The following is a 13,051-nucleotide window of genomic DNA, read 5'->3' as shown; positions in this document are numbered from 1 at the left end:
TTGCTGGTGCGCTTGGCAAACGCTGCGTGCAGCCACGACGAACCCGAGTTGGCTGTCAGCATTGACCGGTGATTGATTGCCAGGTCGATGATCGGCGCAGCGCCCACATCCGCGCTGCGGGCACCTTCCCCCGCACGCGGGAGAAGGACGTGCAGCAGCGCTGGTCTAGCTGCTTTTGCAGCTGCCGCCCTGTGCGATGACGGCCAGCCACTTCTCGATGCTCTTGCGGTCGCGCGCGCGCAGCAATTTCTCGCCATGCACGCGCAGCTCGCCCAGATGGATGTCGCGTACCGCGCGGCGCACTTCCAGCAAGGTGGCCGGATGCAGGCTGAATTCGGTCAGTCCCAACGCCAGCAACATCGGCACGAAACGCGGGTCGCCGGCGATTTCACCGCACACCGCCACCGGCTTGCCGTAGGCGCGCCCGGTGGCGATGACCTGCGCAATCAGCCGCAGCACCGCCGGGTGCAGCGGCGAATACAGTTCGCCCAGGGCTTCGTTGTTGCGATCCACCGCCAGCAGGTACTGCACCAGATCGTTGGTGCCGATCGACAGGAAATCGATGTCGTCGATGAAGCAGTCCAGCGCCAACGCCGCTGCCGGTACTTCGATCATCGCGCCCAGCGGAATGTGCTCGGCAATCTCGTGGCCCTCATCGCGCAGCTGCGCGGCGAGCTTTTTCAGTTGCTTGCGCAGCAACTGGATTTCTTCGCGGCCGCTGACCATTGGCACCAGGATGCGCACCTGCCCGTAGCCGGACGCACGCAGGATCGCGCGCAGCTGCGCCTGCGCCACCGCAGGGCGGGCCAGCGACAGCCGCACGCCGCGCAGGCCCAGCGCCGGGTTGTCCTCGTCGCTCAGGGTCAGCCCGGTGCGGTCGGCCTTGTCGGCGCCCAGGTCCAGCGTGCGGATGGTGACCGGGCGGCCGCTCATGCCCAGTACCGTGTCGCGATAGGTCTGGAACTGTTCGTCTTCGTCCGGCAGCTCGTTGCGCTGCAGGAACAGGAATTCGGTGCGATACAGCCCCAGCCCGCTGGCGCCCAGCGCATGCGCACGCGCGACGTCTTCCAGCGATTCTGCATTGGCCAGCAGGGTGATATCGACGTTGTCGCGGGTGCGCGTGGGCTTGGAGCGCAGCCGCCCGAGTTCGCGTTGCTCCTTGGCCAACGCGCGCAGCCGCTCGCGGTAATCGCGCAGATGCTCGGGGGTGGGGTCGACGATCACCTGGCCGGAGCCGGCATCGACGATCAACACATCGCCATCGTCGATGCGCTGGACGGCGTCGCTGACTCCCACCACCAGCGGCAGGTGCAGGCTGCGCGCCAGGATCGCGCTATGCGACAGCGCGCTACCGGCGGTGGTGACGATGCCGACCACGCCCTGGGCCTGCAGCTGTGCCAGTTCGGACGGCGCCACGTTGTCGCAGACCAGGATCTCGCCGGCCACGCCTTTGAGGTCGGGGGCACGCTTGTGCAGGAATGCATGGATGCGGCCGATGACGTGATCCAGGTCGTCCATGCGGCTCTTGAGGTAGGCATCCTCCATGCCGTCGAACACCGCCGCCAGGCGGTCGCGTTGCACGCGCAAGGCATAGTCGGCGCTATAGCGGTGCGTGCGGATCAGCTCGTCCAGCCCCTGCAGCAGCTCCGGGTCGTCCAGCAACAAGGCATGCAGCTCGAGAAATTCACCTACCTCGCGCGCCAGCGCGCCGTGCAGGCGGTCGCGCAGTTGCTGCATCTCGACCCGTGCCGATTCGATGGCCGTGTGCAGGCGCTGCAACTGCGTTTCCACCTGGTTGGCAGGCACGCGTTGTTCGGCCACTTCCAGGGTGTGGCTCTGGCGCACGCGCGCACGCCCGAGTGCATTGCCGCGCGAGGCGCCGTGTCCGCGCAAACGCAGGCTCATGCGCGTGCCTGGCGCGCTGGCGCCGTGTCGGCTGCAACCGCACCGACGCCGCGCATGCTCAGCTGTCCTCGTCGAAACGACGCTCGAACAACTCCACCAGCGCCTGCAAGGCCTGCGCTTCGTCTTCGCCATCCAGCCGCACCACCACGCTGGTGCCTTGCCCGGCGGCGAGCAGCATCACGCCCATGATGCTCTTGGCATTCACTTCGCGGCCCTTGGCCGCCAGCGTGGCGTTGCTGCGATAGGACGACAGCGTCTGCACCAGCTTGGCGGTTGCCCGCGCATGCAGTCCGAGTCGGTTGGACACAATGAGTTCGCGTTCAAGCATCGTCGATGATCGCTCCGTTGCGGGTACCGGCCGCCGCAGTGGCGGGCAGCTCCTGCAAACCTTGTTCGGGGTAATTCATCACCCGCAGCAGCATCGGCAGGCTCAACGCGGACACGCGGCGAACCGGCGTGCCCAGCTTGGCCAACCGGCTGGCGAGATTGCTGGGGCTGGCGCCATACAGGTCGGTCATGACCAGCACGCCGTCGCCGCCGTCGACCCGGCGCATCGCCGCCGAGGCCTGGGGCAACAACGCGTCCAGGTCTGCATCGAACGGCACATCGAACGCTTCGGTCTTCAGCGGCAAATGCCGCAACAGCCCCGTCGCCACGTTCAACAACGCCGCGCCGATGCCGGGATGGGTAATGAGGAGAATGCCACAGGCCATGCCGAAACGTTAACAGGTCAGCATGACCGCGCGATAGCGTTTGCCCGCACCGATGTGTTGCGAACTGAATAGCCGTTTAGGACCGCTGCAGCGACTCCGCTGCACCGATACCGTGAGCGCGTCGCAACGTGCGGCACTGCTCCGCGACATGCACAGCGCCAGCAATATGGCCAACTGCACAAGCGGGCGCTGCTGTTGCCGCGGCGACCGGCAGCGGTGTGGTCATGCAGTCCGACACGCCGCCGCCGCGTTCGTCGTGCCGTGTTGCGTGGGGATTGAACAGACACGGCACGCGGCGTTGGGACGTCGCTGAGTCAGTCGCGTCAGGTGCAACGTTGTCGCCCGGCATAGCGCCCATCAGCCGCAAGCCATCCGCACGCAATCGCACCCCACACTAAGGCACTGCAAAAAGCACTCTCTCAACGTGGCTGCAGCACACACAGTTCGCAGAATGCCGCTGTAACGATTCCCGATTCCCGAATCCCGAATCCCGAATCCCGGAATTTCAGTCCTGCTCGCGATGAAACGTCGCCACTTCCGGCCAACCCTGCTCGCGCGCATGCCGGGCCATGCGTTCGGCCATGTAGACCGAGCGGTGCTTGCCACCGGTACAGCCGAAGGCGATGGTCACGTAGCTGCGGGTGTCGTTGCGCAAGCGCGGCAGCCAGGTGTCGAGCAGGTCCACGATCTGCGCGCTGTAACGCTGCACGTCGGCTTCCTTGTCCAGATACTCGCGCACCGCGGCATCGCGGCCGGTGAGCGGGCGCAGCTCCGGGTCCCAGTGCGGATTGGGCAGCACGCGCGCATCGAACACGAAGTCGGCTTCGGCGGGTACGCCGCGCTTGTAGGCGAACGATTCGAACAACAGCGACAGGCGATCATTGGAGCCGAGCGCAAACTCGGTCACCACACGGCGGCGCAGCTGATGCACGTTGAGCGTACTGGTGTCGATGATGGCATCGGCCTGCAGTCGCAGCGGTTCGGTCAACTGGCGCTCGCGGGTGATCGCTTCCGGCAAGGCCAGGCCAAGATGGCTCAAGGGATGGCGGCGCCGGGTGTCGGCGTAGCGCTTGATCAACGCCTCGTCGCTGGCCTCGAAAAACAGCAGCCGCGCCTCGATGCCGTATTCCTGCGCGGCCTGGCGCCATTGCGCCAGCTGGGTCAGGTCGCTGCGGCTGCGTACGTCGATGCCCACCGCCAGCCGCTGGTCGCCGAGCGGGTTGCCACGCAGGCGGCTCTTGACGAAGTCCGGCAGCAACTCCACCGGCAGGTTGTCCGAGCAGTAATAGTCCAGATCCTCGAAGGTCTTCAGCGCGACCGATTTGCCCGAGCCGGACAGCCCGCTCACGATCATCAGCGTGGAGGGCGCGATACTCATGGCGTGCGTCGCTCCAGCAGGTTGCTGTGGCGGGCGATGAACATCGCCGCCGGGTCGATGCCCTTGGTGCGCAGGATATGCAGCCGGGTGGCCGCCTCGGTGAGCACGGCCAGGTTGCGGCCGGGCATCACCGGCAGGGTGATCAACGGCACGTCCAGATCCAGTACGTGGCGGCTGCCGGAATCGCCGGTCAGGCGCTCGTAGCCGGACGGCGTGGGCTCGGTCATCGGCCGGGTCAGGTGCACGATCAGGCGCAGGTACTTGTTCTTCTTCACCGCGGTGTCGCCGAACATGTCGCGCACGTTCAACACGCCCAGGCCGCGCACTTCCAGCAGGTCCTGCAGCAGTTCCGGGCAGGTGCCGTCGAGCACGTCGGGGGCGATCTGGGTGAACTCCGGCGCGTCGTCGGCCACCAGCCGGTGACCACGGCTGAGCAGTTCCAGCGCCAGCTCGCTCTTACCCGAGCCGGCTTCACCGGTGATCAGCACGCCGATCGAATAGATCTCCATGAACACACCATGCAACGTGACCCGCGGCGCCAGCGTGCGCGCCAGGTGGTAGGACAGGTGGTTGAGCAGTTCGTGGCCGCGCTTGGGCGAGATCCACAGCGGCGTATTGGATTCGTCGGCCGCCGCGCGCAGGTCTTCCGGGCAGGACTGGTTCTTGCTGATCGCCAGCGCCAGCGGCTGTACCTGGATGATCTTCTCGATGGTTTCCCAGCGCTGCCGCGCATCCAGCGAATCCAGCCAGGCCAGTTCCTCGGTGCCCAGGATCTGCACCTTGTTGGGGTAGATCACGTTGAGATACCCGGCCAGCGACGGGCGCCGCGCATTGTTGCTGCCGGCCTGGATCTCGCGGTGCTCGCCCTTCTGCCCGGCGACCCAGCGCAGCGCCAGCTTGTCGCGCTGCTGGTCGAACAACTCGCGTGCGGTGATGCTGGTATTCATGCCGCGCTGGCCTGTGGTGGCGGGACCTCGGTCAGCAACGCGAGCAGGGCATCGGCATTGGGCGCTGCGCGCAATTGCTGGCGGAAGTCGGCATCGGAAAAGCGCTCGGCCAGTTCCGACAACAGCATCAGATGCTGGTGGGTGTAGTGCGCAGGCACGGCCATCGCAAAGATCAGGTCCACCGGCTCGTCGCCGCCAAAGCCCACCGGCGTGTCCAGCCGCAGCAAGGCGCCGCGGGGTTCGGTCAGATTGGGGCAGCGCCCATGCGGAATGGCGATGCCGTGGCCGATGGCGGTACTGCCCAGGGCCTCGCGCTCGCACAGGTTGGCGTAGAGCTCGTCTGCGCCGGCCTGGCGGCAGGACAGCAGATCGGCGGCGGTGTGCAGGACGGTGTCGCGATCGGCGGCCGGCGACACCACGGTGCGCACGGCCGCCATCAGATCGGTTAAAGGCATGAGGGCATCAAGCGGGAAGCGTCATGCGGGATTGTCGCGCACCTCGCGTGCATGGTGGTTACATTTCTTTTCTTTGTGCTTGAGCACCAGGCGGTCGAGCTTGTCGACCAGCAGGTCGATGGCGGCGTACATGGTGGAGCCGCTGGCATCTGCGTGCAGCGTGCGACCGGGAAGGTTGACGGTGGCGACCACGTGGTGGTCCGGCTTGCGGACGGCCAGCTGCGTTCGGACTTCACAGTGCTGGTCGAAATGGCGCTGCAGTCGCTGCAGCTTGCTTGCCACGTACTCCCGCAGGGCGGGGGTCACTTCAAGCTGGTGGCCATACGTCTCGATGCGCATCGGATACCTCCATTGGTCGGTGGGCCAATGAACCGTTCCGGTGATCCGACAAACCCGGCGCAGGCCGGCGTTGCGGTGGTTGCAACGTCAGGCGATGCGGACGCGTTCGTGGGAGGCGGAAATGTTCATGGCCTCACGATACTTCGCAACGGTGCGCCGCGCCACTGGGACGCCGGAGGTTTTCAGCAGATCGGCCAACTTGGCGTCGGATAGCGGCTTGCGCGGGTTTTCCGCCTCGATCAGGCGCCGGATCATGGCCTGGATGGCGGTGCTGGAGGCCTCGCCGCCGCTGTCGGTGTCGATGCCGGAGGCAAAGAACGAGCGCAACGGGATGGTGCCGCGCGGGGTGCGCACGTACTTGCGCGCAATGGCGCGGGAAATGGTCGACTCGTGCAGGCCGAGCTCGCCGGCGATCTCGCGCAGGGTCAACGGCCGCAGCGCCTGCGCACCGAATTCCAGGAACCCGGCCTGGTGGTGCAGCAGGCAGCGCACCACCCGCAGCAAGGTCTCGCCGCGTGCTTCCAGGCTCTTGAGCAGCCAGCGCGCTTCCTGCAGCTGCCCGCGCAGGTAGCCGGCGTCGGACTCGCCGCAGCTGCGGATCAGGTTCTCGTAGCCGCGGTGGATGGTGACCTTGGGCTGCGCACGGCCAGCCAGCGAGGCCCGCCAGACCCCGCGCTGGCGCCAGATCACGCAATCGGGCACCACATAGGTGTCCTGCGCCAGTTCGCCGATCTGCTTGCCCGGGCGCGGGTCCAGCGAGCGCACCAACTGCACCGCCTGCTCGACATCGGCGGTGGAGCGTTTGAGTTCGTGTGCCAGCCCGGCCACGCCGCTGCGCGGCAGCCGTTCCAGCGGGCCGGCGACGATCTGCTGGGCCAGCTCGCGCCCGGGAGTGGCGGGGTCGAGCACGGCCAACTGCAACGCCAGGCATTCGCCCAGGGTACGTGCACCCACGCCGACCGGATCGAAGCGCTGGATCTGGTGCAGCACGGTGAGCACTTCGGCCTCGTCCACCGCCGCGCCCAGCGCCAGCGTCTCCAGAATGGCCGACAGCGGCTCGCGCAGATAGCCGTCCTCGTCCAGCGCGTCGATCAGCATCGCGCCGATCTGGCGGTCGCGCGGCGACAGCGGCGACAGGTGCAGCTGCCATAACAGATGGTCGGCCAGCGTCTCGGACTCGGCCACACGTTCGGCGGCGTCGCCGGACTCGTCGTCGTCGAAACTGCCGCCGCTGCCCGAGCCGCTCCACTGCAGTTCGTCCTGCGACCAGTCGTCGTCGCGTTCGGCAGGGGCCGGATCTTCGCGCTGCGGTTCTTCGCTGGACGACGATGCGCTCGCCTCGGGCGCCGGCTCGTTGGCCGCATGCGCCGCTTCATCGGCCCATTCCAGCAGTGGATTGGTTTCCACTGCTTCGGCGATCTCCACTTCCAGCTCCGTGGTGGACATCTGCAATAGCTTGATCGCCTGACGCAACTGCGGCGTCATGACCAACTGTTGTCCTAGCGATGTCTGGAGCCGGGCTTTCATGCGGGCACTGACTGAAAAAAGCGTTGGCGCGGCGACGCGCTCAAAGGCGGAAGGTTTCCCCCAGATACACGCGACGGACGTCGGGATTGGCTAGCAGCGCGTCCGGTGCCCCCTGCGCCAGCACGCCCCCCTCGGCGAGGATATACGCGCGGTCACAGATTCCCAAGGTCTCGCGCACGTTGTGATCGGTGATCAGCACGCCGATGCTGCGTTCCTTGAGGTGGATGATGATGCGCTGGATCTCGCCGACCGAAATCGGATCGACGCCGGCGAACGGTTCGTCCAGCAGCATCATGCGCGGCTTGGCCGCCAGCGCACGCGCGATCTCACACCGACGACGCTCGCCGCCGGACAGGCTCGCACCGAGCTGATCGGCGACGTGGGTGATCTGCAATTCGTCCAGCAGCGAAACCAGCTCCTTCTCACGGCCGGCGTTGTCCAGCTCCTCGCGCAGTTCCAGCACCAGGCGGATATTGTCGGCCACGGTGAGCTTGCGGAAGATCGACGGCTCCTGCGGCAGGTAGCCCACGCCGAGTTTGGCGCGTGCGTACATCGGCTCGGCGGTGAGGTCGCGGCCGTCCAGCTCGATGCGCCCGGCATCGGCCTCGACCAGACCCACGATCATGTAGAAGCAGGTGGTCTTGCCGGCGCCGTTGGGGCCGAGCAGGCCGACCACTTCGCCGGCTTCCAGCGTCAGGCCGAACTCCTTGACCACTTCGCGCTGCTTGTACTTCTTGCGCAGACCGGTGGCGACCAGCATTACTTCTTCCCCTGCGGCTTGGCCGCGGGCTTGGCGGCCGGCGCCGGCGTGGCTGCGGCAGGCGCAGCGGTCTTCGGCTGGATGATGGTGCGCACGCGGCTGCCATCGCCACCGCTCTGCATGTTGCCGGTCTTGGTGTTGTAGACCATGCGCTGGCCGGCGTTGGTGCCCTTGGGCGAGTCGACCTTGTAGTTGCCGGTCAGGACGATGACTTCGTTGGCGACCTGGTATTCGATGTTGTCGGCCTGGCCGTTCATCATCGCGCCGTCGTCCATCTGCTGCTTGAGCGTGGCCTGCTTGCCGGTGAGCACCACGCGGTCGGTCTGCCCGTTCTTCTGGAAGATGTCGGCGGTGTCGGCATGGATTTCCAGCGTGCCCTGGGTGATCACCACATTGCCGCTGAAACGGCACCTGCCGCTGTCGTCGAGCATGTTGCAATCGTTGGCATTGGAGTCGATCGCCATCGGCTGATTGCGATCGCTGGTCTTGGCCATGGCCATCGCGGGCAACAGCAGCGCGGCAAACGCCAGTTTAGCGGGCAGCATTCGGTTCATAGCGGGTCTTGACCTGAGAAAGGAGCTTGTACTGGCGTGATTTGAGATCGGCCTCGAAGCCGACCCCGCTCTGCATGATACCCGGCCGGCTCATGCTCACCGGCGCTGCGGTCTTGGCGAGATTCTGCTGCGGGAACACGTCCAGGCTTTCGGTGCGGAAAGTGGTTGGCGGGGTAGTGCCGGTGGTGGGGCTGTCGCCTTCGACACTGCCGCGCAGGCGCAGTTCGTCGCCCTTGGGGCTGACCCAGCCGGTCTTGGCGCGCAGCGTCCACGGCTGGTTGGCGTTGTCGGGCAGCAGGAACACCGGTGTGGTGATGTCCGAGGTCTGGTCGGCGCGGTTGCGGTGCATTTCCGGCGCGCGCAGCGTCATCGATTCCTTGCCGGTCTGCTTGTCCAGCGCGATCAGCTCGAAGTCGCGCAGTACGTAGTCCGCCTTCGACTCGTCCACTGCCGCCGCGACCGGGCGCGCGCGCTGCTGCCAGGCCGACCAGCCGGAGATCACGGCGGCGGCGAACAGCACCACGCCCAGGGTGGTTCTCCAGTTCCAGTTCATGCGGAAAACCTTTCGATGATGCTCTCGACCTGGCCCTGCGCGGCCAGCACCACGTCGCAGACTTCGCGGGCCGCGCCTTCGCCGCCACGGGCGCGGGTGTGCCACTGCACGCGCTCGGCAATCCAGGGGTGTGCGTTGGCCGGGGCCACCGGCAGGCCGACCGCCAGCAGGGCGGGCAGATCGGGCAGGTCATCGCCCATGAACAGCACCTGGTCCAGCGACAGGCCATGTTCCTGGCACAGCGCCAGGACCGCCAGTCGCTTGTTCCTGACCCCGATCTGCACATGCAGGCCGAGGTCCTGGCCACGTTTTTCCGCCGACAGGCTGGCACGTGCAGTGATCAGTGCCACATGGATGCCGGCATGCTCGAGTTGCTTGAGGCCCTGGCCGTCCAGCACGTTGAACGCCTTGCTCTCGTTGCCGGCGTGGTCGTAGTACAGGCGCCCGTCGGTCAGGGTGCCGTCGACGTCGAAACAGGCCAGGCGGATCCGCGCGGCGCGGTCGATCAGGTCGGCGGGAAGGTGCTGCAAGGGAGAGTAGGGCATCGGCACGAATCGGTAAGAACGGGGTCCGGCGGTTGAAAACTGAACCTGTTAAACCACCTTGGCGCGCAACAGGTCGTGAATGTTCAATGCGCCGACCGCGCGCTGTTGTGCGTCCACCACGATCAGGCCGTTGATCTTGTAGTCCTCCATCAGCCGCGCGGCCTCGGCGGCGAGCTGGTCGGCGCCGATGGTGCGCGGGTTGCGCGTCATCACCTCGGCGATGCCGGCATTGCGCACATCGATATCGCTGTCCAGGGCGCGGCGCAGGTCGCCATCGGTGAACAGGCCGATCAGGCGGTCCTGGCCATCGACCACGGCGGTCATGCCGAGGCGCTTGCGGCTCATTTCCATCAACGCCTCGCTCAGGCTGGCGTCCTCGCGCACGCGCGGCAGGTCGTCGCCGGCGTGCATCACGTCGGTGATGTGCAGCAGCAGGCGCCGGCCCAGGCTGCCGGCCGGGTGCGAGCGCGCAAAGTCGTCGGCGGTGAAGCCGCGGGCGTCGAGCAGTGCCACGGCCAGCGCATCGCCCATGGCGAGCGAGGCGGTGGTGCTGGAGGTTGGGGCCAGGTGCAGCGGGCAGGCTTCGGCGGAGACGCTGACATCCAGGTGCACGTTGGCGGCCTGGGCCAGGGTGGAACCTGCGCGCCCGGTCATGGCGATGATCGGGTTGCCCTGGCGCTTGAGCACCGGCAGCAGCATGCGCACTTCGTCCGATTCGCCTGAATACGATAGCGCCAGCACGATGTCGGCCTCGGTGATCATGCCCAGGTCGCCGTGGCCGGCCTCGCCAGGATGTACGAAGAACGCCGGGGTGCCGGTCGATGCCAGGGTGGCGGCGATCTTGCGTGCGATATGTCCGGACTTGCCCATGCCGGTAGCCACCACGCGCCCGCGCGAGGCCAGCACCAGCCGGCAGGCGGCAGCAAAGTCGCTGCCGATCCGCTCGCCCACGCTGGCCAGTGCGTCCTGCTCGATCTGGAGCACGCGCTGGCCGCTGGCGACCAGGCTGGCGTCGCTGACGGTGGCGATGGGCAGGGGCGAGACAGCCATGCAGGACTCGGGTGAAGAGTAGAATGTGCGCTCATTTTATGAGGAAACGCCCTTTGGACGCCGAAACCATCCGTAAACTCATCGAATCCGGCTTGCCCGAAGCCCGCGTCGACGTGCACGGCGACGATGGCGTGCACTTCGAGGCCACCGTGGTCAGCCCCGCATTTGCGGGCAAGGCCCCGCTGGCGCGCCACCGCATGGTCTATGCGACCCTGGGCGAGCTGATGGGCGGGGCGATCCACGCGCTGCAGCTCAAGACGCTGACCCCCGAGGAAGGCTGAGCCCGGCAACCGCGCTCGCCGCCAGGCGGCCCGGGCCGGGACGGGAATCGGCATGCAGCTGCATCCTCGGCTCCCTGGCTTGGGTCCACGATCACCTCGTGCCGGTGTCCAGCGCGTCCCGGGCAATGCCCAGCGTGGCGCTCGGTTTCCCGTCTCAGCGCCGTTCGCCTAAAGGCCGTCCGGCCGCACGTCCTTCCCCCGACATACCCTTACTTCGGACTTCTCAGATTCCCATGGCAAAAATCGTAGTGACCGGCGGCCAAGCGCTGCACGGCGAAGTCAATATTTCCGGCGCCAAGAACGCCGTGCTGCCGATCCTGTGCGCCACCCTGCTGGCCGACGCGCCGGTGGAAATCAGCAACGTGCCGCACCTGCATGACGTGATCACCACGGTGAAGCTGCTCGGTGAGCTGGGCGCCGAGGTCACCATCGATGAAGGCACGCTGGCCAAGGGCCGCTCGATCCTGGTCGACCCGCGTTCGGTCACCCATCAAATCGCCCCGTACGAGCTGGTCAAGACCATGCGCGCTTCGATCCTGGTGCTGGGCCCGCTGCTGGCGCGCTACGGCACCGCCGAAGTCTCGCTGCCCGGCGGCTGCGCGATCGGCTCGCGCCCGGTGGACCAGCACATCAAGGGCCTGCAGGCGCTGGGCGCCGAGATTAGCGTGGAGAACGGCTACATCAAGGCCACCAGCAACGGGCGCCTGAAGGGCGGCCGCTACGTGTTCGACATGGTCAGCGTCACCGGCACCGAGAACGTACTGATGGCCGCCGTGCTGGCCGAAGGCACCACGGTGCTGGAAAACGCGGCGATGGAGCCGGAAGTGACCGACCTGGCCGATTGCCTGATCGCGCTCGGTGCGCAGATCGAAGGCGCCGGTACCCCGCGCATCGTGGTGCAGGGCGTCGAGCGTCTGGGCGGCGGGCACCATGCGGTGCTGCCGGACCGCATCGAAACCGGCACCTTCCTGGTCGCTGCAGCCATGACCGGTGGCAGCGTCACTGTGCGCCGTGCGCGCCCGGACACCCTGGATGCGGTGCTGGACAAGCTCACCGAAGCCGGCGCCACCATCACCACCACCGCCGACAGCATCACCCTGGACATGCACGGCAAGCGCCCGCGTGCGGTCAACCTGACCACCGCGCCATACCCGGCGTTTCCCACCGACATGCAGGCGCAATTCATGGCGCTCAACTGCGTGGCAGACGGCGTAGGCGTGATCAACGAAACCATCTTCGAAAACCGCTTCATGCACGTCAACGAGCTGCTGCGCCTGGGCGCGGACATCCAGGTCGAAGGCCATACCGCCATCGTGCGCGGTGCCGAACGCCTGAGCGGCGCGCCGGTGATGGCGACCGATCTGCGCGCGTCGGCATCGTTGATCCTGGCCGGCCTGGTGGCCGACGGCGACACCACCATCGATCGCATCTACCACCTGGACCGTGGCTACGAAAACATCGAGGAGAAGCTGGGGGCGCTGGGCGCGACCATCCGGCGCAGCGCATGATCCTGCGCGGACGCTTCACCACCCGGCGCAAGATCCTGCTGGGCGTGATCGTGCTGATCCTGGCGTGGCTGGCCTACGCATGGAGCGTGGGCATGGCCATCACCCAGGGCGTCGAGTTCAAGGACATGGACTGGAACGGCGACGGCACCGCCAGCCGCAACGAGATCGCGCAATCGTTCTATGCAGTGGCGGTAAAAAAGACCGTCGAAGGCAAGCGCCATTGCGACCTGTTCTATTGGCGCGGCACGGATGAGCAGATCCGGGTGGACTGCCGCACCGTATTTACGACCGGCGACGACAAGGCTGCCGGCAAGCCTTGAGAAGCGCTCGGCCTTGGTTGAAAGAGTGATTGCGGAGCCGCTGGATGGTCCTTGCCCGCCCACCATTGCAGGACACGCTGTAAGTACGTCCTTGTAGCCCTGGCGCGACATCCATGCCGCTCAGGGTCCCGCAATGGTGCGCGGGCAAGGACCAGTCGAGATGGCTGGTGTGCAAGGTTTCAATAAGCAGCCAGCGAACCGCGCGACTTGGTGTTG

Annotated in this window: 16 protein-coding genes and 1 pseudogene; 4 read left to right on the top strand and 13 right to left on the bottom strand. The window is 66.7% G+C overall.

The genetic code is table 11. The features are described 5' to 3' along the window. Nucleotides 1-165: 165 nt before the first annotated feature. Genes ptsP through ACCQ12_RS13835 form a run of 3 tightly spaced genes read right to left on the bottom strand, consistent with a single transcriptional unit; the run spans nucleotide 166 to nucleotide 2,549 of the window. Nucleotides 166-1,905, bottom strand: coding sequence for a phosphoenolpyruvate--protein phosphotransferase (gene ptsP / locus ACCQ12_RS13845; protein WP_047693858.1), 1,740 nt, complete (start codon nucleotides 1,903-1,905; stop codon nucleotides 166-168). 58 nt (nucleotides 1,906-1,963) lie between these two features. Next, a complete protein-coding gene (locus ACCQ12_RS13840) occupies nucleotides 1,964-2,233 on the bottom strand; it encodes an HPr family phosphocarrier protein (protein ID WP_039409292.1) in 270 nt (89 codons plus the stop codon). Then, the gene (locus tag ACCQ12_RS13835) at nucleotides 2,226-2,549 is read right to left on the bottom strand and encodes a PTS sugar transporter subunit IIA (RefSeq protein WP_355508476.1); all 324 of its coding nucleotides are present in this window, start codon (nucleotides 2,547-2,549) and stop codon (nucleotides 2,226-2,228) included. The genes ACCQ12_RS13840 and ACCQ12_RS13835 overlap by 8 nt, the downstream gene beginning before the upstream one ends. On the opposite strand from ACCQ12_RS13835, the pseudogene ACCQ12_RS13830 reads away from it, so the two are divergent. Then, nucleotides 2,433-2,690 (top strand): annotated as a pseudogene (locus ACCQ12_RS13830) (hypothetical protein); the annotation flags it as partial. The gene ACCQ12_RS13835 and the pseudogene ACCQ12_RS13830 overlap by 117 nt on opposite strands. 433 nt (nucleotides 2,691-3,123) lie before the next feature. Here the strand turns inward: ACCQ12_RS13830 and rapZ are convergent. From rapZ to ACCQ12_RS13780, 10 genes are all read right to left on the bottom strand, one after another. Next, a complete protein-coding gene (gene rapZ / locus ACCQ12_RS13825) occupies nucleotides 3,124-3,996 on the bottom strand; it encodes an RNase adapter RapZ (protein ID WP_039409288.1) in 873 nt (290 codons plus the stop codon). Further along, nucleotides 3,993-4,943 (bottom strand): HPr(Ser) kinase/phosphatase, encoded by a 951-nt coding sequence (gene hprK, locus ACCQ12_RS13820; protein ID WP_005993219.1) that lies wholly within the window; start codon nucleotides 4,941-4,943, stop codon nucleotides 3,993-3,995. Before hprK ends, rapZ begins: the two co-directional genes overlap by 4 nt. Beyond that, nucleotides 4,940-5,398 carry a PTS sugar transporter subunit IIA gene (locus ACCQ12_RS13815; RefSeq protein WP_372381985.1) on the bottom strand — a complete coding sequence of 153 codons (459 nt, stop codon included), beginning with the start codon at nucleotides 5,396-5,398 and terminating at the stop codon, nucleotides 4,940-4,942. Before ACCQ12_RS13815 ends, hprK begins: the two co-directional genes overlap by 4 nt. Nucleotides 5,399-5,419: 21 nt before the next feature. Beyond that, the gene (hpf, locus tag ACCQ12_RS13810) at nucleotides 5,420-5,737 is read right to left on the bottom strand and encodes a ribosome hibernation-promoting factor, HPF/YfiA family (RefSeq protein WP_005913379.1); all 318 of its coding nucleotides are present in this window, start codon (nucleotides 5,735-5,737) and stop codon (nucleotides 5,420-5,422) included. Between the two features lie 87 nt (nucleotides 5,738-5,824). Next, nucleotides 5,825-7,264: an RNA polymerase factor sigma-54 gene (locus ACCQ12_RS13805; protein ID WP_047693853.1), complete on the bottom strand. Its 1,440-nt coding sequence runs from the start codon at nucleotides 7,262-7,264 to the stop codon at nucleotides 5,825-5,827. 40 nt (nucleotides 7,265-7,304) lie between these two features. Next, on the bottom strand, nucleotides 7,305-8,024 hold the full coding sequence (lptB, locus tag ACCQ12_RS13800) for an LPS export ABC transporter ATP-binding protein (RefSeq protein ID WP_372381984.1): 720 nt from the start codon (nucleotides 8,022-8,024) through the stop codon (nucleotides 7,305-7,307). Further along, nucleotides 8,024-8,578, bottom strand: a complete 555-nt coding sequence (gene lptA / locus ACCQ12_RS13795; protein ID WP_372381983.1) for a lipopolysaccharide transport periplasmic protein LptA — start codon at nucleotides 8,576-8,578, stop codon at nucleotides 8,024-8,026. The genes lptB and lptA overlap by 1 nt, the downstream gene beginning before the upstream one ends. Next, nucleotides 8,556-9,131: an LPS export ABC transporter periplasmic protein LptC gene (gene lptC / locus ACCQ12_RS13790; protein WP_184438913.1), complete on the bottom strand. Its 576-nt coding sequence runs from the start codon at nucleotides 9,129-9,131 to the stop codon at nucleotides 8,556-8,558. The genes lptA and lptC overlap by 23 nt, the downstream gene beginning before the upstream one ends. Then, nucleotides 9,128-9,676, bottom strand: a complete 549-nt coding sequence (locus ACCQ12_RS13785) for a KdsC family phosphatase (protein WP_184384920.1) — start codon at nucleotides 9,674-9,676, stop codon at nucleotides 9,128-9,130. Before ACCQ12_RS13785 ends, lptC begins: the two co-directional genes overlap by 4 nt. A 48-nt stretch (nucleotides 9,677-9,724) precedes the next feature. Then, nucleotides 9,725-10,726, bottom strand: a complete 1,002-nt coding sequence (locus ACCQ12_RS13780; RefSeq protein ID WP_372381982.1) for a KpsF/GutQ family sugar-phosphate isomerase — start codon at nucleotides 10,724-10,726, stop codon at nucleotides 9,725-9,727. A gap of 53 nt (nucleotides 10,727-10,779) precedes the next feature. Between ACCQ12_RS13780 and ACCQ12_RS13775 the strand changes: the two genes are divergently transcribed. The 3 genes from ACCQ12_RS13775 (at nucleotide 10,780) to ACCQ12_RS13765 (ending at nucleotide 12,835) form a co-directional block, all read left to right on the top strand. Then, on the top strand, nucleotides 10,780-11,007 hold the full coding sequence (locus ACCQ12_RS13775; RefSeq protein WP_046964476.1) for a BolA family protein: 228 nt from the start codon (nucleotides 10,780-10,782) through the stop codon (nucleotides 11,005-11,007). Between the two features lie 233 nt (nucleotides 11,008-11,240). Further along, nucleotides 11,241-12,515 (top strand): UDP-N-acetylglucosamine 1-carboxyvinyltransferase, encoded by a 1,275-nt coding sequence (murA, locus tag ACCQ12_RS13770; RefSeq protein ID WP_372381981.1) that lies wholly within the window; start codon nucleotides 11,241-11,243, stop codon nucleotides 12,513-12,515. Further along, nucleotides 12,512-12,835 carry a hypothetical protein gene (locus tag ACCQ12_RS13765; protein ID WP_047693841.1) on the top strand — a complete coding sequence of 108 codons (324 nt, stop codon included), beginning with the start codon at nucleotides 12,512-12,514 and terminating at the stop codon, nucleotides 12,833-12,835. Before murA ends, ACCQ12_RS13765 begins: the two co-directional genes overlap by 4 nt. The last annotated feature ends 216 nt before the right edge of the window (nucleotides 12,836-13,051 follow it).

Source organism: Xanthomonas sp. NCPPB 1068 (assembly GCF_041479385.2).
Lineage (GTDB): Bacteria > Pseudomonadota > Gammaproteobacteria > Xanthomonadales > Xanthomonadaceae > Xanthomonas > Xanthomonas cannabis.
The sequence above is the reverse complement of the archived record's forward strand: the minus strand, read 5'-3'. Positions and strand labels throughout refer to the sequence as shown.